The following is an 18,900-nucleotide window of genomic DNA, read 5'->3' as shown; positions in this document are numbered from 1 at the left end:
TTGTATGGTCAATGTTTTTGGTTCTCTTTATTAGATAGGTATTCCGCTACATTTTTTGGAACTTTAAAATACAAATCCAGTTTCTTGGTTCTAAGTTCGATATAAGGGCTTTCTTTATATGTAATAATTGTAGCGATTTGTTTAAGTCCCTTTTCATCTGTATTTGGCTCTCCAAGTTTGACTGTATCTTCTTGGTACATCTTATAAATATACCCTTTAGTTGAATTTGGAGGAGTATCTACAATTCGCCAATTATCAACTTCAAGTGTATTAACAAATTCACCTACTTCATCTTGATTGTCTATAACGCTTAAAACCAATTCTGGATTTTCTTCTGACGATACTTCTATCTTTTCGGATTCATAAAGCCCAGGGTCTTCTTTCAGATCTTGTTTTTCATTACTACACCCAAATAAAAGTACAGAAACAAATATAAGTAACATACAAACTTTTTTCATCATTGCCTTTCCCCCTATAAGAATCAAAACCATACACTCACTAAATCAAGAAAATTTTTCACCTGTCTCAATATATCTGAAATTCATTATCGGAATTGATGATTATTTTATTGTTATTTATTAATGTAATCTCAAGAGGATATATGGCAGATGTTTTATCAGAGAATATCCACCTTCTCCCAGTTTGGGCTAATATAATAAATACTCCATTCCTTCTTTCACCCATGAAATTAAGGGATTTTTTACTTATTGTATGATTGTCGCGCTCGTACACACCAATTTCCTTTAATTTTTCGCTCACACTTATAGTGTCTTCTACAATTAAACCTATTTCACTTATGTTTAAAATGCTTTTAACCGAAAAAGGCTCCATACTATCTTCAGCAATTTCATATCTTGAAATAAATTCTACTATATTACCAGAAGGATCATAGAAATATAGAGCATGGGCAGGTAAATGTGCAAAATCAGCTTCATCTTCCCCATCTTCAACAAGTAAACTCACTCTTTCTTTTGCCCATGATTTTGCCTCATTAAATTTGTTAGCCGGTATGTTAAAAGCAAAGTGATAATAGGGGTCACCTTTTACTTCTTTTGTTGTAAACTCCATTTCACCTGTACCAATACCCATTCGGAAGCTATTCTTATCTTCATTAATTAAAGAAAAACCTAACGTTCCAATATAGAAATTTTTCATTTGCATTAAATTTTCAGTCTGTAAAACAATCGATTTAATTTCCATTGAGAATAACACCTTCCTTGTATATCTAATTATTAAGTAAGTCATCTATAAAACGTACTGACATTCTGATTAAATCATAATTATCATTCCAAGTAAATTTATTCTATTTTTACCTACATATCCCAAACCAACTCACTTTTGCTTTTGCAATCTCGCTTATTGATTGTTTGCAGGCACTGCCCCTTTAGCTGCATACGAAAAGGAGCTGATGACAGCTCCTTTATAATGTAGTAAAGCATCTGTTAGTTCATTAAGAAAAGCATTTCTTATTAAGGAATTGCTGAGACTGTAGACAAATTTGAAGAAATCGAGTTTGCCTCCCGTTTTTTTTATGGCTTGTACAATTTGCAGCGGATTTCCGCTACAGGCACTCGCTTTCCGCGGGCGGTCAGGGAGCCTCCTCGGCTTCCGCCTGCGGGGTCCCCCTAGACTCGCTTTTCCCGCAGGAGTCTCGCACCTTTCTCTCCAATCAACTTTGTTAGAGCATTTATATAGAAACCATACCTGATGAGTTGAAGGTGTTAGTTTGGGAACTTCATTTAAAATCATTTAGTACTCTTGAACCTTTTTGTAAATGATAAGAGTGTTAAACATAAATTGAGGAGGAATTGTATGCAGCAGAATCAACCAGCTAAAGGGAACTCGGGCTCCATTATGAAACCGGAATTTGCCGGAACTGATGCACAAAAAGTAAAACAACAAATTCAAAAAGATGTAAGCGAAGGACAAGGTGCAATGACTTCCCGAGAGGCAGGAGCAATGCGCGATTAAAAAAGCGCCCGTCAACAATCGGGCGCAACAACATATTTTTAACCCCGTCCTATAGAACGGGGTTATGCTTGTTTAATCTTTTAAAATTAAATAACTTTGTGAGAAATTAGGATTTTCCTTCAAAATGCCAGGCAGTGGTCGGTGTATTCTATAATAAAATTATAGTCTAACCTTAACCTCAGTACCGTCCTTAGCTCTGACATCAACTAGCACGATCCCTTTATAATTTTTCAGTTCCTTGACGATAGGCTTTAGCATATTTTTGTCTATATGCGGAAAGGTAAAGTCCAGTTTTTTTCTTTCGAAGTGCTCTTTTGTCCATTTGTTTACATTTTGCTGAAGAAATTTTGAAGATAAAATGGAAATAACAATATTTAAAATGGCATATGGAACTGGGATGGTAAACCGAACGTCTTTTGCTTTCACTTTTACATGCATCATAAACAACTCACTAATCAATGATGACTGAAACGGTATCCCCGTTTGCCGATTTAATATCAACAATTTGGCCATCTAATTCGTTTTCGATTGCTTCCATAATAAGGCTTATGTCTACATCCTTAACGTATTTTTCCGATTGAGGAATACTCGCTGCGATGCTGTGTCCAGCCATTAATACTACCTTGACCAGTTTTATAGGCAAGTTGACCGTGACGTTATCATTTTCAGCTGATACAACACGAATTTTTAATGTTTTATCTAAATATTTTGTCGGTTTTTCCAAAAGCTTATTACCTGTCTCTTCTTTCTCTTTTAAGACTTGAATCAGTTCAGATCCCTTATCTGCGTCAATTTTCCCTTCTTGAACCATTGTTAACACTCTTGTAATTTCCTCTTTCATGATAAATTCCCCCCTATTCCTCTTTTAAGAGCTTAATGGCTTCTTCTGGTGTGATTTCGCCATTTTCCAACATGGTGACAACCTTTTTCTCGTCTACTTCATTTTTCTTCTTCTGCACATATCCAAGGGATGAAATGATGTCTGTTAGCTTGCCGCGAACCGTGGGATACGAAATCCCCAGCTCCTTTTCAACTTCTTTGATATTCCCTCTGCATGTTAAAAATACTTCCACAAAATGAAGCTGATCCTTCGATAAGGATGCCAGCTTAGATAATTCAAACTCATTTTCAATCGTAGTGTGGCAATGAGAGCACTGCAACTTTGTAATTTTCAATGTTTTACTGCAGACAGGACACTCTGTGATTACTTTATAAGCCATAATGGAATGCAATTCCTCCCTTTTAGTTGAATCGATTATATAACAATAAATCAAAAATATAAATACTAAAATTAAATTATTAAACCAAAAAAATCAATAATATTAATTTGTTATTTAACATTATTGATTTTATATATTCAACCCAAGTATTATATTTACCATAATGGTCAAATTGAACAAGCGTAACCCCGCCCAAAGTTTAAACGGGGTTACGCTTGTTTTCAAATGATGGCCTTTTTTAAGGTACTAACACAGGTGTTGCAATAAATGGGCAGCACCTCAATATTCTATTCCACCCACTTTTTGTAGAGGGCATCAAATTTACCCTGGAGCTTCATTTCATCCATCCACATTTCCAAGTAGCTTGCATAAATGAAATCACCTCTTGGGATCATATAACCTTTTTCACTGTTTGTGAAAGGCTTGTCGGTTTGAGCCGCATGCAATCTTGAATCAGCTTTTGCATACAGCATTGCTTCTACTGTGTCAGTGATCATAACATCATACGTACCTTCTGCTACAAGATGTGGGATATCAAGGTTGTTTTCTACAACCGTTATGTTAGCATCGCTTAGATACTGACGGACAAATTCTTCGTTTGTTCCGCCTGGGTTTACGCCAATGCGCACAGAAGGCTTGTTGATATCTTCAATGGTCAGATACTTGTCTTTATCTTCCTTGCGAATCAAAGGCACCTTACCGAATGAAAGGTAACCTTGGGACACATAAGCGCTTTTTTGTCTGGCAGTGTTGCGGGTCACACCGCCCACAGCGATATCAAATTTGTCCGCTTGCAGGTCTTTCATCATCGTAGGCCATGTGGTCGCGACAAATTTCACCTCTACACCAAGATCTTTGCCAAGCTCTTTGGCAGCGTCCGCGTCAAAGCCTTCATACTCATTCGTTTCCGGGTTCAAATAGGTAAATGGTTTGTAGTCCCCCGTCATTCCTACCCGGATGTATCCACGTTTGATAATTTCATCAAGCTGGGAAGACTCCGCTTTTTTCAAATGCCCTGGTGCATTATTAGCTGCCGGTTCAGCCGAGACGTTTTGCGAGGAGATCAGGTCATGACTGACATACCCAGTACCTAGCAAGGATAAGCTGATCACTCCAGCCATCAGTGTTTTTTTCCAATTGTTAAACATGTGATTTCCCTCCGTTTTTTTACTGTATTTTGAATGAACCTATCAATTAGTAAAAATACAACAAAATAAGAGAATCACCTTCAAAAAACAAACATTTTTCCACAATTGATAGAAAAAGGACTACACATATTAGTCATATCTAAAATGTGCAGTCCTCATTTAATGGTATCTAGTTATGGACCATAAAAAATCATAAATAGCATGAGAAATATGTTTAATGCTAACAAAATCTTACCAAAGAGATTTTTTATAGCTAAAACAGAAAATATAATAGAAATCAAGAATGAGAAAATGGCTATTTGGGGTGTAAAATACACAAAGTCTAAAATGCCTGACATAGAAAAAAACAAAAGAAAAATGCTAATAAATAGAAATATCATTGAAAATATTAATGCTATCGTGATATAAATAAAAATCCTGAGTTTTTTCAAATGTTGTTTCTCATAACTATTATCAACCATTTTTCCCTCCTGATATTAGGTTTGTTTAATCATTAAGATCAACCTTTACCGAATACTATTCTTTAGCTGATCAATAAATTCCTTCTTCCACTATCCTGCCCCGATGGTTCCATAACAAAAGGCTGTCTTAAGGACAGCCCCAGCCAGCAGCTAACGCACCCTTCGTTCAACAAAACTCGTTTATTACCGTGTTTATGCCAGCTCCAGTTTACCAATTTGGGGAAATACGTTAGTTCCGTAGCGCTTTTCTGACTTTCTTTGCAAAAACTAATGGATCATCAACAGCTTCGATATTAACGTAAACCAAATTCGGTTTATCGAAAAGCCACTCATTGTGTATGGATGAAACTATTATTCCTTGTTTAAGAATGGAAGCAACAAAATTCTCGACTTCTTTTTGCAAGAGTGCTACCCTGCCTAGGCACAATGCCCGTCCAGTATGATTATCTCTGGATTCAAATGAGAAAGAAGAAGTTACTCTAAAACGTTTCCCTAAAATTTTCACTTTGAGTTCATTTCGATTTATGGTTGCCACACATTTGCCACCCGCAAATCCTTCTTGGCCGCCGATAATCTTAGCAAACTTTTGACAAATCAATTCATCATTAGATGCCAATCTATTCATCTCCTCCCTAGTATTAATAGGATATGAACTAATGAATAGATCCGAAACGGATATATATCTATTTTGAAATAAGAATTATGCTGATTACTCATATCTTATTCAGACTATCCTGTAAGAAAAGGGCCGATCGTCACAGCTCACTAATTAACGAACACCCGTTAGTTCTATAAGACTTATCGCAGATTTGACACAGACTGTGAATAAAAATATTTAAATAAAACAGGAAAATCAACTGCCTTTTTGAATATAATCTTTGAACTATAATGAGTAGGGAGACGGTGCAGTGAGCGATATAGACAAACGAAACAGATTAAGTGAAGAACCATTTACTTATCGAATAACGAAAAATGGAACAGTAGTAATCTATTACAAAGGTAAACAAATTAAATTTTTAAAGGATAGTGAGGCACTGCGTCTTATAGAAAGAATCAATGAAGTTGAAGATAATATAACAGAACTACAGTTATTGTTAGCTAAAATTACGGGTAACTTTAAACGGGGTAACGAGAAGTTGGGTAAAAATAATTAAACTAAGCCCTTGGTAATTCGAGTACACAACGCTTATGGAACTAACCTACCCAGATAGTTGCATAAAAACAAGCTGCCTTAAGACAGCTCCGTTATTCAGCTAACGCACCCGTTAGTTTAAGTGAAATGTTTAACAGAATTATCTTTTAAATTTATCTTCAACTAATATAGGAATACCACCATAAAAAGAAAAAAATGCAATAATCTTTTTCGATTATTGCACCAAGATATTTTTATTGGTTAATTAAGAATTTGTCTTTGAAACTTGGACTTAATTCACTCCAAACATCGAATTTGTTTCCATCTAGATCGAAGAAAACAAAGTTCCTTCCTGAGTGTCCCCTATCTTCAATTTCTCCAACTCTCATTTCTTTATTAACAAATTCATTATGTAACGATTCTAATGCACTTAATCCATTAACTTCAAATGTCATCGAGAAACGTTCCTGACCATAAACATCATAGAAATTTGAGGTTTGGTCCATATTTGATTTAACTAAGAAGATGCTTTGATTTGCAAGGTTAAGAATAGCTTTATCATCATCCTTATAACTTAACTCAGCACCTAAATTAATTACATACCATTCTGTAGAAAGTTCAACATTGGTGACTGGGATATAAGTAGTTCCTACTCTTAATAGTTTTTCCCTCATCTTCAATAACTTTCAATATTCCTTTCTATACCTTATACATATTTCCCCTTTTTATTAATGTTACTTTATTCAACTAAACTCTCTGTATGTTGAAGAAGTTTTTGATTTATCACTTTTAAGCCTGAATTGGTAAGTAAATCTGTACCTCTTCTTCTCCTTCCACCATAGGGTGATAGGTCTCTATTATATAAGAATCAAGATCTCTTTGATAATCTTGTTCTTCTGCCCAATTCAATAAATTCAAATGAAGCACTCTCAAATTCGAAATATTTCCTCTTGTTGTTACGTAACTTTTAACCGTTTCAATATAATCCATTCCTGATGGTACTTCATTTAATTTCTCACTTACGACTAGCCCTATATAATAATGACCTATCCTATGTTCCTCATTCTTTTTAGGTTCAAATAATGCAATTTCAGTTTCTATTGAATTTAGGATTTCGTTTGAGCGACTTAAAAGTTGCTTTGCAAGCAATGGGACTTCATTACCAAAGTTAACAAACTCCCCACAACCTTTTAATCCAACAAGCTTAAATTCTTTCTTAACCTTCTTAAAGGACATTTTAATCCCTCCTACTCAATCATATAGAAATTCCATAATATTCTAATTTAATCATTCAACAAAAAACCCTTACTTCCTGCATAGAAGTAAGGATTTCATACTGGTTTATTCAACTGTTATTAAACTAAACTGCTCCGTTAATTGCATAAAGAAAAAGCTGCCTTAAAGACAGCTCCAATCTTCAGCTGACGCACCCGTTAGTTTAAGTATATTTGTTCACAAACTACCCATATACACTATTTATTAATAACAATCGATAATTTATAATTTACATGCTCGTTTAAGTCTTCCAAAAATTGATTTAGAAGTTCATTTGATGGAAATTTGCATTCAAGAAGATAACAGCCATCTCCACTGATTTTATAGTTATTTATGATGTATTGTTCTTGTGTTTTTACGAACGACAGATAAGGTTGGTGATAAGTGCTTTGTGTAATGATTGTAATAAAAGCATGGATAAAACAACCTAATTTAACTTGATTAACTTTAATGGAATACCCCTCAATCACTCCATTATCTTCTAATTTGGCAACTCTGGATGCAGCTGCTTGACCGGTCAAATGGACTTTCTCCCCCAATTCTTTCATCGTGATTCGACTGTTTTTAGATAGTTCATGTAAGATACCCATATCCGTATTATCTAACATTTATTCAAATCCTTTCATTTATCAAGTCAAATACCCGAAAGACTTGATTTTATCTATGTATTTGCTAATTGGCCATAGTATAAACTATACGTAGATTAAAGAAAAGGAGCGATAAAGATGAAAATCAAACAAATTCGAAATGCAACACTTGTTGTCGAATATGCAGGCAAAAAGTTTTTAATAGATCCCATGTTAGCTGAGAAAGGTACGTACCCACCGTTCCCAAATTCACCAAGACAAGATCAAAATAATCCTTTAGTTAGTTTACCAACATCGATTGAAAATATTATTCAGAATATAGATGCTGTTATTGTCACTCATCTACATTTAGACCACTTTGATGAGGCGGCCCAAAAAATATTGCCAAAAGAAATCAAAATGTTTGTACAAAATGAAGAAGACGCTACAGAAGTGGGAAACGTTGGTTTCCAAAATGTAGAAGTGCTACAGGAAGATACAGTCTTTGAAGGTATCCAATTAATTAAAACAAAAGGTGAACACGGAAGAGGAGAAATCTTAAAACTTGCTGGTTTAGTATGTGGCGTTGTCTTCAGACACCCAAGTGAAAAAACGTTATATGTAGCTGGTGATACGGTATGGTATGACGCGGTCCAAGAAGTGATCAGTACAAATAAACCAGAAATCATTGCTGTAAATGGTGGAGATAATCAATTCTTTGAAGGTGGTTCTCTTATCATGGGGAAAGAAGATATCTATGAAGTGTACAAGGCTGCCCCTAATGCAAAAATTATTGTGAGCCACATGGAAGCCGTCAATCACTGGAACTTATCAAAAAAAGAATTAAAAAGCTTTATTGATGAAAAAGAAATCTCCTCTACTGTTTTAGTGCCAGAGGATGGCGAATCATATACATTTTAAAACAGACAAAACATTTAGGTTTCATGTTGAACGAGAGGAGAGATCATCATGTCAGTTGAAACAAATAAAAAATTAATTCGTAGTTTTTATGAAGCAATTGAACAAGAGAACTATGAGGCACTTAAAGATTTCTGCCATCAAGACTTTGTATTTTATCCACAAGTTGATACGCGTTTTATGGCGTAAAAGGTCTTATCGAATCAGAAAAGAAAAACTTTGATGCTTTCCCAGGCTTCAAAATGCAGATTAACTCTATGGTGGCTGAAGGAGATCAAGTAGCCATTTATTTCACATTTGAAGGTACGCATACAGGTATTCCATTTCATGGTGCCTCCGCAACAGGAAAAAACGTTAAATTTTCTCTTATGATGCTTTTACGAATTGCTGACGGCAAAATCATTGAGAAAAGATCTGTTGATAAGCATGATATTCTCCGGCAACTTAACTCCTAACTCCTTAAAAGATAACTATGTGATAATTTCTTAATTAGTCAATTTAGCTAATCAGACCCTTTAAGGGTCTTTTTTATTATTCTGAAAGCTATCGATGTGGTAATTAAATAATAACTACCGTGTTAGTCCGTACTCTGTGTGTCCAGCCAGCCCTAATGTCGTTTTCTTTTTTGAATTATTTAAACATCAGTTTGTTTAATTTACTTGCAACAAAAAAGTGCACAATTCCTCCTTGAATCAGCCTACTTATTAATATATCTTATACTACTATTCTGCCCTGATAGTTGCATAAAGAAAAAGCTGCCTTTTAAAGACAGCTCCGATCTTGATCTAACGAACCAAGTTACTAAACTGTAAACGGATTGTTACGCAAATAGCATTGTTGGAGGAGACTTCAATATATATAATTAAGACTCGTTAAGGAGTGATGAAAGATGATAAACGTAACAGTTGATAAGTTAAAATTCAAGAAACAATTATCGGGAATTGAACAAATCACACTGAAAGATTTTCTGTATACCTGGGTAGGTAGCTCAAGCAAGGGATTTGATGATTTTTTTCACCTTGAGTACACAGTAGATGTATTTGCCAAAATGGAAAAAACGACGAATGACACCGATTTGTTGATTTCTGATGATGATTATTTCAGATACATAACATTGACGGAAGATAATCAAATTGTGATAGGTGTTTTAGATATGAATTCAGAATTAAAACATAGAATAATTTCACTAGATAAGATGAAATAATTCTTCGTTTTCTTTAACCCATACAAAAAGAGGCAGCGTGGTTCACTGTCTTTTTTTATTTGTACACTATATGTCTTATGCGACGTTACTGAATTATCCTGCCCCATCAGTGCCATTAGAAAAAGGCTGCCTCAGCAACCTCCCTTAATGAAGTAAAGCACCCGTTAGCTTAATAGGGTTTTCGTTTATGCAGTATCAATTGTTGAGGATAAATATTATTAATCTAATTGCTTACCTTCAGCTTTAATTGATTTTGCTATTTTTATAAGTTCCTCTTTAGGCAACGACTTTTCTCCAGTGTATTCAAGTCCCAATTCTAATTCCTCTTTTTCATCCTTCCAAAATAACAGTTGTTTTCCATCATTATTTTGGTAGTAATAATTCGTTCCCGGTACGATTGTATTTTTACCCCATTTTGGGTCATCAGCCCAACTTACATAATTCGTAGCGATGACGACTAATCTTTCTTTTGAACCTTCATAAATGATATTAAGGTTATCACATCTTTTCCCACACGAACGTATAGTTGCATAGCTTTCCTCATAATCGAAAGGTATGTGATTTGGTTCTGCTTTTATACCGACCATCATATCTGTCAAACTAACTGGATATTTAATCAAATCAGTATAAAAAAACAACCATATTAAAAGAACACCTACTCCTAAAAGAAGGTACTTCCACAATTTTTTCATAACTACCCTCTCAATAATCAAAAATTCGTTTCTACAAATTAAAATAACCTAAAAAATTAAGCCAATTTCCCATAACACTCCTTTTCAAAAGGTTCCCAAATCAATATGGTTTCATACCTTCTTCAACTATCCTGCCCCAATAGTTGCATAAAGAAAAAGCTGCCTAAAAAGAATACTTCTCTAATTAGAATGCGTACTTATAGAGACCAAAATACAATGGACCGAGTAAAAGTACAAATACTACAGCAATAATGATGTATTTGACTGGAGGTGAAACACCCTCGAACTCATCCCCGTAGTCAGCTAGGAAGAAGCTGTAGATTAAGTCCCAAAATAACGCCCCCAAAAACACGATTTGCCATAAAGAAGTATTTATTATTTGGATATTTGATACGTAACCAAAAAGTCCTATCCAGGTAATAATCGAGATTACAAAATCTAGTTTTGCTGGAAAAGTCTTATATTTCCCTTTAATAAGATATCCAATAGCAACAGCACCAAGTATTCCTAAATAAATTGTCCAAAACATATTAACAAACATAATCCATTTCCTCTTTCCTCTGTTTCCCTGAATCATTAATTCAAGATTAACCCCTATTTATTATAAAAATTATAATTCAACTTGATAAATTTTGAATACGGGGGTTTTCTTCCAAACATTTAACTCTACAGAAATTTGTATAGGACCGATCTTGAAAAAGGTGCATCTCACTTTATGAAATGCGCCTGATTGCGGAGATCAAGATAATGATTATTCAACAATATGGCCCAATTGTTGAAGATCAAACAGCACTCTTCAACTAACCTGCTTAAATACATAAAGAAAGAGCTGCCCTTAAAGACAGCTCTGATCCTCAGCTAACGCACCTGTTAGTCAGACATCGCTTCGGGGCTAGTAGCAATAAATGGTTCAAAGTCAAAAATGACAAAATAACCGTTTAGACCTGCAATAAGGAAGATAAAACCTTTACTTTTTTAGATAAAACTATTATTAAAAGTTTTATTTTGTATAAATATTTTAAATATGTAAAAAAAGCTTACTCAAAGAGTAAGCTTAACCTCTATAGACACTATCACATGTTCCAGGTTTTGGTTCATAAAAACAATGGTCTTTAAATTGACCAGTATGTGGTTGATCATACCATGTTGGAGGGCATGGAGCATATGGATTAAAATACCAAAGAGCATATCTAGCCGGATGCTGTCTCCAGTGCTTCAAATTTTGTTCTGCCAATCTTCTTTCAATACCTCTCGCTCTTTGATAAAATACATTCCCTTTTTGAACAGCTTCAAAAGAATAATTTCCTCCTTGTACTTGATAAATGACTTGTGGAATTGTTCTTAAACCTTTAAAGTCTAAACAATTAGCTACAAGACGATTCACAATTACATTTCCAACATATAACATTCCTTGTTTTCCTTCACCTTCGGCTTCTGCTCTCATCATCCTTGCCATTAAGTCAACGTCTGAACTTGTGTATTTTGCTCTTGTCATTTTTCCACCCCAAAAATATTGTATGAAAAATAGCCTACAGTCATGTCATTATTTATATAATATTAATGCTTAGTTATAATACAATGAAAACTATTGCATTCTTTTTTCCCTTTATTCAACTAACCTGCCCCTTTTGTGCCATAAGAAAAAGGCTGCCTTAGCAACCTTTTGTTATACTTTCGACCTTTTAGTTGAAAAATCGTTGTTTAAAACTTACTGTTTAATAATTATTACATTTCAAGAAGTAAATCAGCTTTTGATAATTACATATTTTTTGTCCTGCTCCGTTCGGTCTTGAAACAAGACTTAAACAACAAATGTAAGTGAAGCAATGACCGATTATTAATTAACCCTTTTTTAATAGTCCTTTGACTGACCTTTCTTTTGTTTGGATAGGGCAGATAGAATGGATTGTTCGCCCACCCCTTGATTTCTCAAAAATTTCTTGGTCAGACTTAACTTAAGAACAATTTTGTAAACGATCATCGCAGAAACGATACTGATGATGGCTCCGACAAGAACATCTGCTGGATAATGGACACCTACCCAAATTCGCGAAATGCCTACTAGAACAGCCAAAATTCCCCATAAAAATCCCCAACCCCTTTTGAACAACCAGAAGGTTATGCAAAATGAAAAAAATATGATCGTATGGTCACTTGGAAATGAATTATTGACTGCTTTTTCAACTAACTTATTAACGTTGGGCAACTCAGCAAAAGGTTGATAATTCGAGTGGAATTGCCCTGCTATTTTCGCCAATATTTCCGAGATAACTAATGCAATAAATGCACAGATTACCATGATTCTATTTTTATTACTTCGAGAAAACAAAAACATCAGGACTGCCAATACTAAGAAAAAAATCATGTACTCAGCGATGAATACAAAAAAAGGATTTAAATCCGTGTATTGTTTACCTAGATTATTAATCATTCTAAACAAATTACTATTCATTTCGGACAAAGCCATTGAAAAATTCCTCCTGATTGTATTATCACTTAAACCTTCATTATGCTCCATTATGTAAATCAGATGAACTTCAATTAAACCTATATTTTACATCTTTCAGACAGAAAGTCCATCATCAACGTGGCGGTTTTAATCCTCCATTTATATTAAAATATCTCACTCACACCTTAAACTATCTTAATGGAAATATTTAGAATATGGGCTCATGTTGAGTGCGGCGAACAGATGGGTAACTGAATTTGAAAATGAAGCAACCGGATTGGCAAAGGAAATGGGATCAATTTGTGCCTATGTTTATTATGACGGAAGTTGACATCGTCCTTTTGATATATCTAACAAGGGCAGAACCTTTTGGATACTTAAAATTACCAGGAGCTATATAGTTGTAAAAAAAGCCGCCAATTGGCAGCCTTTTATAGAACGAACACACCCGTTAGCTTAAGTACATTTATTCAAAAAATTCTTTCATTTTGCTATTTAAAGCATCATGATCTTCTTTTTTAAAAGATAAAGTTACTCTAGCCAGTCTTTCCGAATTTGGAAAGAGGTAAATTTGTTGATTGAATCTTATCCCTAATGGTCCAATTATTCGGTAAATCAGATTGAAAATATTAAAACAATCTAAGTCTACTCCATCTTTTAAATGGTTCTTTATACTAATAACCATTAAGTTATCGATAACTTCAAATTTAGGTTTCTGGGGGGGATATTGTTAATTTTACAAATCCTATTTACTACTTGTTTAAAAATATCTGAACTCCCGATATTATTCGTCAAAAAAAACACGCCTTATTTTTTAACTTTTCTACTTACGCGTACCATTTTAGGGATAATTTTTCACCACTCAAATTCTGGATTAAACTCTTCCGGATCCATCGTTGCTTTAGGTGACCGGTTTTCGTTTGGCAAAGTGATAGTTAATTCTGTTCTATCCTTTTTTAACTCTAAAGTTATAAATGAAGTCCAAACCTATTACAATTTTCATATTGAGGCTTTGAATTCCTTTATTTTTGCATTAAACCCTAATAAATTTTTCAGAGGTAACTAATTATTATGTCGTTTGTTAACTTCAATTGTAATGAACTCCGGCAAATAGCTGGGAGTGCATCCTTTTGCTACTATTTCATCTTTGTAAAGACCCGTTTTCTCACCAAGTTTAATACAACGTGCACGATTCTTTTCATCATAAACGCCTATCCAGCCTGCGGTGAAATTCATAGCCCATTGAACTTCCGGTTCTTCCTGCGTAATATTAGCTTCTAATGCAGATAGCAAGTATGCGGTGTTATCAGGCGGTGTTTGTCCAGTCCATCTCAATCGCCCCTGATAATACCAGAAAGCTCGCCTTTGAAGAGCAGAAGGACTATTTTCCCATGACTCCATCAATGCAATTTTCTTCTTGTCTTTGGTGAGCTGATTAGCCATTAACCAATCCATTAAGTTATTTCGCTCATCAAAAGTGTGAGTCTGCATATCCTTATCAAGCTTATTTAGCACATCTTGTGAAAGAAGTTTTTTGTCCATAATTAAGATTGCTAATAGTCTGGGCAAAAACTCTTCGGTTGACCAAAGTTCCATAGCTAGTTCGTGATCTTTTTTAATGTCCTTCGCGATTTTTCGTAAGTCACCTAGCTTAGTTTTACTATTGATCTGAGGTAGAATGTTTTCTGCTTTTGAAAAGCGTTTTATTTCTGTACCTTTATTTTCATTCATTTTATACAACTCCTTTATTAAAGAACTGTTTCATAATATGTCCTTGACGGGATATATCAAGAACTTAATTTCGTTATAAGTCTTATTGCAGTGGTGTGCCTCCAAAGTTAATATTGTAGTATATATCGTATTAAAGCTTTCTCCACCTATGATAGAAGAGCAACCATCTTTAAAATAATAATAACATTTACTTCCTTTTAATTGGATGCGAAAAGAGCATTCCTTTTTAAAGAAACGCACCCGGTAGTTCAACATCGAAAGTTATGAATAGCTTTCAGGATAGTACAATTTTTTTGACTTGTTCTTTCGTGGATAAATTAGAGTCATTTGTACCAACTAAAAAAGAATGTCCGTGTATAATCACTTCTGTTAGAGTATCGCCTGGACCTAATTCGAATAGAGGGCACTGTGCCGGAATTTTACCCTTTAATGTTTCTCTATCAATTTTCTTAAATCTTATTTCCTTTGACGAATTAGTAATAAAAAAAAGTCTTCCAAGGTTAATTTCCACCCAACATCGTCTAGTATATGTTTTAGTTCATCTATCGAATGAACCTCGTCAATTTGGTATCTATACACTTTATCATCGTTATCTAAATCATCCATTTCCCTTACAAAGTTATGGGGCCTTTTTTTGTTATACTTTTTTCCATATTCCACTAAACATGGTCTGCATTTGCTACGCGTACCGCCTAAACCTGCCTTTAAATTAGCGAAGTGTTCCAATTCCATCATTTGCCCACAACCACTACAACGCTTTGCGGTAATTCCACCATTAGCCTCGATATATTCAGTGCCTCTTCTATTTTTCTTTAAGGCTTGATTTTCATCCACTCCGACAATCTCTCCCTTACAGTTCTCGCCAATCCCAGAATGGTACGTCCTTGATTGGATTTAAAAATTTACGTGCCGCATCCTCACGCCTTTTGACGGTTATTTTCCACATATGTAAAGCCTGACGTTCTATTGATATAAATATACGGTCTACGTAGCGTTGCAGAAAGAAAAGCTGCCTAAAGACAGCTCTGATCCTAAGCTAAAGCACCCGTTAGTTCCATAAGAAAAGCGAACCTTATTAAATAATCGCTCCCGATTTCTCTAAATATAATTGAATTAAAAATTATGAGTATATAATGTTTCTTTTTATTCCCCTTACACAATTACAAATGACTTCCTCCGGTTAAGTCCATATTATGCCCCGTAATAAAACTTCCTTTTTCACTTGCTAGAAACGAAACGGCATTTGCAATTTCTTCGGGTTGACCCTCTCTTTTTAAAGCACTCATATTTTTTGCATTTTCTTGGCCTTCTTCAGTATGTAGCCAGTTAGCAGTTGAATCCGTGTCAATGATTCCTGGCATCACTGAATTAACCGTAATTCCTTTGGCTCCTAATTCTTTGGCAAGTGTAAATGTCATTGTATTAATGGCACCTTTTGTCATGCTGTATACCATCATATGGGGAAATGCAATCCGTGTCACACCGGATGATAGGTTAATTATTCTACCACTGAACTCTAAAAATTCGATTAATGATTGCGTAATAAAATATGGAGCTTTAACATTCGCATTAAATAGTCGATCGAACTCATTATAGTCCACTTCACCAAATGCATTTGACGTAGCATGTCCTGCATTATGAACGATTGTATGCAATGATACATCATTCTCTTCAATTAACATTTTTCTAGTTTTCTCTATAAATGCTTCAATTCCTTCACTGGAATTAAAATCACCTTGAATTAATTTCACTTGTCTGCCAATTAACTCAATTTCTTTTTTAAGCTTATTAGCTTTTTCAGTGTTTTGATTGTAGTGCAACAATATATTAAATCCATCAGTTGCAAGTTGGATTGCGACTGACTTACCTATTCCTCTAGATGCTCCCGTTACCAAAGCATATTTATTTTTCTGCATGTGCACTCCCTCCTTTTAAAGAGAGTGTAAAGGTTAACCTAGGGGTAAGGTCAATTATTTAGAAGGAAAAATAAATATCGAAAGACGCTTTGATGAATATAGATAATCGTCAGGGTTTAATATTCGTTCATAAATATAGGGTTCAGACAATTCAAATTGGTTATTTTCCATTATTTCTTTAATCTTTAGCGCTGACTCTTCTTGATAAGGGTTTACTTCGTAATAAAACTGCGTCGTATCAAAACCAAAATAGCTTGTGTTAACGAAGTAATTTAATTTCTGATTTTCTACTTGTAGAGCGATGCTAACAGGATATATTTGATCATCAATCAGTTTATATTTAATAATCTTATCTTTCACAATCACTTTCAGCCCTTTAATCATTTCATCTGAATTATTCAGCGCCACACATATATTTTTGTTTGGTTCTATATTGTATTCATATACAGTCACTGGTTCTATATACTCTTTTTTAACCTCATTATTTGATTTAGTAATCATATTACTTAGGATTTCTAATTGATTTATTGCTTGATTGGCAGCTTTTACTTTATTCATTTCCAAGTGAAGCTTTTCATCTATTAAATTATTTATCTCTTCATTTGACAATTTTTCATTAATGATTTCACGAATTTCATTCAATGTAAATCCAGCTTGTTTTAATAAATTTATTCGTTTAGCAGCTAGTAGCTGATTTTGATCATAATATCGATAATCATTATCTGGATGAATAAATATAGGGTTCAAAATATTATGTTTATCATAAATATACAAAGCTTTCCGTGATAAGCCAGTTAACTTGCTAAACTCTTTTATCCGAAGCAAATTATTATTCACTAATGAATCACACCTACTATCCATTCAATTTAAATTTTTCTTAGACAATTACTGGATTACCGCTAAACCATTCATTATTCGACGCGACTTTTTTCAATACAGTTCATCTTTGTTTTAAAGCAACAAATACTTAGCTTGTTGCTGTTAATAAAGCTGATAACAATAACGCAATTACACCTTTCGTATAAGTTCGATTTTCAGAAATATTCGCTTTAATCTCCATTTATATTCCTCTATTTCCTATGTCTATATTAGATAAATTATTCTAATTTTAAAATAGATATCCAATTATCCTTAGAGTGTTGTTTAACAATCTGGCCCAATTGTTGAACAAAGATCAAACAGCACTCTTCAACTATCCTGCCCCGATAGTTCCATAAGAAAAAGCTGCCTTAAAGACAGCTCCGATATTCAGCTAACGCACCCGTTAGTTTAAGTACAATCATTCACAATCTCTATTAACTTCTCTAAAATTTTTAAGTTATGTACTAAAACTATACTTTGGCATCGCATAAAGTATAGGGGTTATTTCAAGTAAAATAAAACTGCCAAGTTGATTTTTAAAATCACTTATTTATTGAGTTCATTAGTTGGAAGAAGTATTCAGGTTTGTGAGTCTTATTTAGGTTATACCACGAGTGTAATGTATCTGGTGCAAATACATCTAATTTTTTCAGTACTTCCATCGCAAATTCCAAAGGAGCTACTCCTGATGCAGTAACCAAATTTTCACCCGTTACTACAGGTTCCATCTCATAAAAATTTTCTCCTTTATAATTAGGACAGACCATTTTAATATACTCTAAGCTATTGCTTGTATGCTTTCTAGAATCTAGATATCCCATATTCGCTAGTCCCTCAGTAGCACCACAAATAGCAGCAACAATAGTGCCAAGCTTTAAAGCCTCGCCAATTTTTTTCAAGATAGGTTGATGAATAGCTTCTCCCCAAGTATTCCCTCCAGGTAGAATTACAAGATCTTTACTATCAAAGTTACATTCATCAAGAGAAATATCTGGTTTTATACTCAGTCCCCCCATCGTAGTAATAATTTCTTTATTCGCTCCTACTGTAATTACTTTTAAAGGTGCTAAATCTTTTTTGAAATATCTTCCTGAATTTAGTTCAGCAATTAAATATCCATATTCCCAGTCTGACATTGTATTAAATACATATAGATAAACTTTTTTTATTTTCATCTACTAACACTCCAATCATAATTTTCATAGTTTATTTTTTCCACATCAAAAGCTACTCCACCAAAAAAAGAACGTATGTTCCTTTTAATGCAATTATATTCCACAATTAACCAATAGTCAATTTCTTATGGAACTATCCTGCCCCGTTAGTTCCATAAGAAAAAGCTGCATTAAAGACAGC

The 18,900-nt window shown here is 34.2% G+C and carries 26 protein-coding genes; 7 read left to right on the top strand and 19 right to left on the bottom strand.

Annotated features, from left to right (window positions below; translation table 11 throughout):
- Positions 1–8: 8 nt before the first annotated feature.
- Positions 9–461 (bottom strand): hypothetical protein, encoded by a 453-nt coding sequence (locus A6755_RS05135; RefSeq protein WP_063589955.1) that lies wholly within the window; start codon positions 459–461, stop codon positions 9–11.
- 64 nt (positions 462–525) lie between these two features.
- Positions 526–1,200 carry a VOC family protein gene (locus A6755_RS05130; RefSeq protein WP_063589954.1) on the bottom strand — a complete coding sequence of 225 codons (675 nt, stop codon included), beginning with the start codon at positions 1,198–1,200 and terminating at the stop codon, positions 526–528.
- A 612-nt stretch (positions 1,201–1,812) separates the two neighbouring features.
- Here A6755_RS05130 and A6755_RS26910 point away from each other — a divergent pair.
- Positions 1,813–1,971 carry a hypothetical protein gene (locus A6755_RS26910; RefSeq protein ID WP_164468811.1) on the top strand — a complete coding sequence of 53 codons (159 nt, stop codon included), beginning with the start codon at positions 1,813–1,815 and terminating at the stop codon, positions 1,969–1,971.
- 159 nt (positions 1,972–2,130) lie between these two features.
- On the opposite strand, the gene A6755_RS05120 is transcribed toward A6755_RS26910, so the two are convergent.
- From A6755_RS05120 to A6755_RS05105, 4 genes are all read right to left on the bottom strand, one after another.
- A complete protein-coding gene (locus A6755_RS05120) occupies positions 2,131–2,412 on the bottom strand; it encodes a hypothetical protein (protein WP_054399329.1) in 282 nt (93 codons plus the stop codon).
- A gap of 10 nt (positions 2,413–2,422) precedes the next feature.
- On the bottom strand, positions 2,423–2,812 hold the full coding sequence (locus A6755_RS05115; RefSeq protein WP_034310941.1) for an SHOCT-like domain-containing protein: 390 nt from the start codon (positions 2,810–2,812) through the stop codon (positions 2,423–2,425).
- A 13-nt stretch (positions 2,813–2,825) separates the two neighbouring features.
- Entirely contained in the window at positions 2,826–3,191 is a 366-nt protein-coding gene (locus A6755_RS05110) for a DUF2089 domain-containing protein (RefSeq protein ID WP_034310939.1), read from the bottom strand.
- Between the two features lie 287 nt (positions 3,192–3,478).
- Positions 3,479–4,339: a transporter substrate-binding domain-containing protein gene (locus A6755_RS05105; protein ID WP_057279067.1), complete on the bottom strand. Its 861-nt coding sequence runs from the start codon at positions 4,337–4,339 to the stop codon at positions 3,479–3,481.
- 210 nt (positions 4,340–4,549) lie between these two features.
- Between A6755_RS05105 and A6755_RS26535 the strand changes: the two genes are divergently transcribed.
- Entirely contained in the window at positions 4,550–4,747 is a 198-nt protein-coding gene (locus tag A6755_RS26535; protein WP_134402085.1) for a hypothetical protein, read from the top strand.
- A 282-nt stretch (positions 4,748–5,029) separates the two neighbouring features.
- Here A6755_RS26535 and A6755_RS05095 read toward each other — a convergent pair whose 3' ends face one another.
- Positions 5,030–5,416 carry a DUF1259 domain-containing protein gene (locus A6755_RS05095; protein ID WP_063589951.1) on the bottom strand — a complete coding sequence of 129 codons (387 nt, stop codon included), beginning with the start codon at positions 5,414–5,416 and terminating at the stop codon, positions 5,030–5,032.
- 292 nt (positions 5,417–5,708) lie between these two features.
- Here A6755_RS05095 and A6755_RS05090 point away from each other — a divergent pair, with 292 nt between their 5' ends.
- Positions 5,709–5,954, top strand: a complete 246-nt coding sequence (locus A6755_RS05090) for a hypothetical protein (RefSeq protein WP_063589950.1) — start codon at positions 5,709–5,711, stop codon at positions 5,952–5,954.
- Between the two features lie 232 nt (positions 5,955–6,186).
- Here A6755_RS05090 and A6755_RS05085 read toward each other — a convergent pair whose 3' ends face one another.
- The 3 genes from A6755_RS05085 to A6755_RS05075 form a co-directional block, all read right to left on the bottom strand.
- The gene (locus tag A6755_RS05085; protein ID WP_063592439.1) at positions 6,187–6,606 is read right to left on the bottom strand and encodes a VOC family protein; all 420 of its coding nucleotides are present in this window, start codon (positions 6,604–6,606) and stop codon (positions 6,187–6,189) included.
- A gap of 115 nt (positions 6,607–6,721) precedes the next feature.
- Positions 6,722–7,168 (bottom strand): GyrI-like domain-containing protein, encoded by a 447-nt coding sequence (locus tag A6755_RS05080; RefSeq protein ID WP_063589949.1) that lies wholly within the window; start codon positions 7,166–7,168, stop codon positions 6,722–6,724.
- A 236-nt stretch (positions 7,169–7,404) separates the two neighbouring features.
- Positions 7,405–7,815, bottom strand: coding sequence for an Lrp/AsnC family transcriptional regulator (locus tag A6755_RS05075; protein ID WP_063576585.1), 411 nt, complete (start codon positions 7,813–7,815; stop codon positions 7,405–7,407).
- Between the two features lie 117 nt (positions 7,816–7,932).
- Here A6755_RS05075 and A6755_RS05070 point away from each other — a divergent pair, with 117 nt between their 5' ends.
- The 4 genes from A6755_RS05070 (at position 7,933) to A6755_RS05060 (ending at position 9,895) form a co-directional block, all read left to right on the top strand.
- Positions 7,933–8,694: an MBL fold metallo-hydrolase gene (locus tag A6755_RS05070; protein WP_063589948.1), complete on the top strand. Its 762-nt coding sequence runs from the start codon at positions 7,933–7,935 to the stop codon at positions 8,692–8,694.
- Between the two features lie 48 nt (positions 8,695–8,742).
- Positions 8,743–8,880, top strand: a complete 138-nt coding sequence (locus tag A6755_RS27505) for a nuclear transport factor 2-like protein (RefSeq protein ID WP_244889636.1) — start codon at positions 8,743–8,745, stop codon at positions 8,878–8,880.
- 53 nt (positions 8,881–8,933) lie between these two features.
- Positions 8,934–9,146, top strand: a complete 213-nt coding sequence (locus A6755_RS27500; RefSeq protein ID WP_244889635.1) for an ester cyclase — start codon at positions 8,934–8,936, stop codon at positions 9,144–9,146.
- A gap of 434 nt (positions 9,147–9,580) precedes the next feature.
- On the top strand, positions 9,581–9,895 hold the full coding sequence (locus A6755_RS05060; protein WP_063589946.1) for a hypothetical protein: 315 nt from the start codon (positions 9,581–9,583) through the stop codon (positions 9,893–9,895).
- Positions 9,896–10,113: 218 nt separating this feature from the next.
- Here A6755_RS05060 and A6755_RS05055 read toward each other — a convergent pair whose 3' ends face one another.
- The 9 genes from A6755_RS05055 to A6755_RS05010 form a co-directional block, all read right to left on the bottom strand.
- On the bottom strand, positions 10,114–10,587 hold the full coding sequence (locus A6755_RS05055; RefSeq protein ID WP_063589945.1) for a DUF4367 domain-containing protein: 474 nt from the start codon (positions 10,585–10,587) through the stop codon (positions 10,114–10,116).
- A 184-nt stretch (positions 10,588–10,771) separates the two neighbouring features.
- A complete protein-coding gene (locus A6755_RS05050; RefSeq protein ID WP_134402084.1) occupies positions 10,772–11,128 on the bottom strand; it encodes a hypothetical protein in 357 nt (118 codons plus the stop codon).
- A gap of 513 nt (positions 11,129–11,641) precedes the next feature.
- Positions 11,642–12,082: a cell wall hydrolase gene (locus A6755_RS05045; protein ID WP_034310898.1), complete on the bottom strand. Its 441-nt coding sequence runs from the start codon at positions 12,080–12,082 to the stop codon at positions 11,642–11,644.
- Between the two features lie 357 nt (positions 12,083–12,439).
- The gene (locus A6755_RS05040) at positions 12,440–13,054 is read right to left on the bottom strand and encodes an undecaprenyl-diphosphatase (protein ID WP_034310895.1); all 615 of its coding nucleotides are present in this window, start codon (positions 13,052–13,054) and stop codon (positions 12,440–12,442) included.
- 1,044 nt (positions 13,055–14,098) lie between these two features.
- Positions 14,099–14,767 (bottom strand): DNA alkylation repair protein, encoded by a 669-nt coding sequence (locus tag A6755_RS05030; protein ID WP_034310892.1) that lies wholly within the window; start codon positions 14,765–14,767, stop codon positions 14,099–14,101.
- Positions 14,768–15,223: 456 nt separating this feature from the next.
- Positions 15,224–15,601, bottom strand: a complete 378-nt coding sequence (locus A6755_RS05025) for a hypothetical protein (RefSeq protein ID WP_063589943.1) — start codon at positions 15,599–15,601, stop codon at positions 15,224–15,226.
- Between the two features lie 326 nt (positions 15,602–15,927).
- Complete coding sequence (locus A6755_RS05020) at positions 15,928–16,683, bottom strand: SDR family NAD(P)-dependent oxidoreductase (protein ID WP_063589942.1); 756 nt, start codon at positions 16,681–16,683, stop codon at positions 15,928–15,930.
- Between the two features lie 54 nt (positions 16,684–16,737).
- The gene (locus A6755_RS05015; protein ID WP_053536470.1) at positions 16,738–17,520 is read right to left on the bottom strand and encodes a MerR family transcriptional regulator; all 783 of its coding nucleotides are present in this window, start codon (positions 17,518–17,520) and stop codon (positions 16,738–16,740) included.
- A 566-nt stretch (positions 17,521–18,086) separates the two neighbouring features.
- Complete coding sequence (locus tag A6755_RS05010; protein WP_053536498.1) at positions 18,087–18,719, bottom strand: type 1 glutamine amidotransferase family protein; 633 nt, start codon at positions 18,717–18,719, stop codon at positions 18,087–18,089.
- Positions 18,720–18,900 lie beyond the last annotated feature (181 nt).

The organism is Peribacillus frigoritolerans, assembly GCF_001636405.1.
Taxonomy (GTDB): Bacteria; Bacillota; Bacilli; order Bacillales; family DSM-1321; genus Peribacillus; species Peribacillus frigoritolerans.
The sequence above is the reverse complement of the archived record's forward strand: the minus strand, read 5'-3'. Positions and strand labels throughout refer to the sequence as shown.

What these genes read in the sequence shown, in the direction of transcription:
- A6755_RS05050 (WP_134402084.1), bottom strand. Translation starts at nt 11,128, where the DNA reads ATGTTTGTTAATATGTTTTGGACAATTTATTTAGGAATACTTGGTGCT.
- A6755_RS05120 (WP_054399329.1), bottom strand. Translation starts at nt 2,412, where the DNA reads ATGATGCATGTAAAAGTGAAAGCAAAAGACGTTCGGTTTACCATCCCA.
- A6755_RS05060 (WP_063589946.1), top strand. Translation starts at nt 9,581, where the DNA reads ATGATAAACGTAACAGTTGATAAGTTAAAATTCAAGAAACAATTATCG.
- A6755_RS05045 (WP_034310898.1), bottom strand. Translation starts at nt 12,082, where the DNA reads ATGACAAGAGCAAAATACACAAGTTCAGACGTTGACTTAATGGCAAGG.
- A6755_RS05030 (WP_034310892.1), bottom strand. Translation starts at nt 14,767, where the DNA reads ATGAATGAAAATAAAGGTACAGAAATAAAACGCTTTTCAAAAGCAGAA.
- A6755_RS05055 (WP_063589945.1), bottom strand. Translation starts at nt 10,587, where the DNA reads ATGAAAAAATTGTGGAAGTACCTTCTTTTAGGAGTAGGTGTTCTTTTA.
- A6755_RS05135 (WP_063589955.1), bottom strand. Translation starts at nt 461, where the DNA reads ATGATGAAAAAAGTTTGTATGTTACTTATATTTGTTTCTGTACTTTTA.
- A6755_RS05020 (WP_063589942.1), bottom strand. Translation starts at nt 16,683, where the DNA reads ATGCAGAAAAATAAATATGCTTTGGTAACGGGAGCATCTAGAGGAATA.
- A6755_RS05080 (WP_063589949.1), bottom strand. Translation starts at nt 7,168, where the DNA reads ATGTCCTTTAAGAAGGTTAAGAAAGAATTTAAGCTTGTTGGATTAAAA.
- A6755_RS05085 (WP_063592439.1), bottom strand. Translation starts at nt 6,606, where the DNA reads ATGAGGGAAAAACTATTAAGAGTAGGAACTACTTATATCCCAGTCACC.
- A6755_RS27505 (WP_244889636.1), top strand. Translation starts at nt 8,743, where the DNA reads ATGTCAGTTGAAACAAATAAAAAATTAATTCGTAGTTTTTATGAAGCA.
- A6755_RS05110 (WP_034310939.1), bottom strand. Translation starts at nt 3,191, where the DNA reads ATGGCTTATAAAGTAATCACAGAGTGTCCTGTCTGCAGTAAAACATTG.
- A6755_RS05075 (WP_063576585.1), bottom strand. Translation starts at nt 7,815, where the DNA reads ATGTTAGATAATACGGATATGGGTATCTTACATGAACTATCTAAAAAC.
- A6755_RS05105 (WP_057279067.1), bottom strand. Translation starts at nt 4,339, where the DNA reads ATGTTTAACAATTGGAAAAAAACACTGATGGCTGGAGTGATCAGCTTA.
- A6755_RS26535 (WP_134402085.1), top strand. Translation starts at nt 4,550, where the DNA reads ATGTTTAATGCTAACAAAATCTTACCAAAGAGATTTTTTATAGCTAAA.
- A6755_RS26910 (WP_164468811.1), top strand. Translation starts at nt 1,813, where the DNA reads ATGCAGCAGAATCAACCAGCTAAAGGGAACTCGGGCTCCATTATGAAA.
- A6755_RS05130 (WP_063589954.1), bottom strand. Translation starts at nt 1,200, where the DNA reads ATGGAAATTAAATCGATTGTTTTACAGACTGAAAATTTAATGCAAATG.
- A6755_RS05010 (WP_053536498.1), bottom strand. Translation starts at nt 18,719, where the DNA reads ATGAAAATAAAAAAAGTTTATCTATATGTATTTAATACAATGTCAGAC.
- A6755_RS27500 (WP_244889635.1), top strand. Translation starts at nt 8,934, where the DNA reads ATGCAGATTAACTCTATGGTGGCTGAAGGAGATCAAGTAGCCATTTAT.
- A6755_RS05040 (WP_034310895.1), bottom strand. Translation starts at nt 13,054, where the DNA reads ATGGCTTTGTCCGAAATGAATAGTAATTTGTTTAGAATGATTAATAAT.
- A6755_RS05115 (WP_034310941.1), bottom strand. Translation starts at nt 2,812, where the DNA reads ATGAAAGAGGAAATTACAAGAGTGTTAACAATGGTTCAAGAAGGGAAA.
- A6755_RS05070 (WP_063589948.1), top strand. Translation starts at nt 7,933, where the DNA reads ATGAAAATCAAACAAATTCGAAATGCAACACTTGTTGTCGAATATGCA.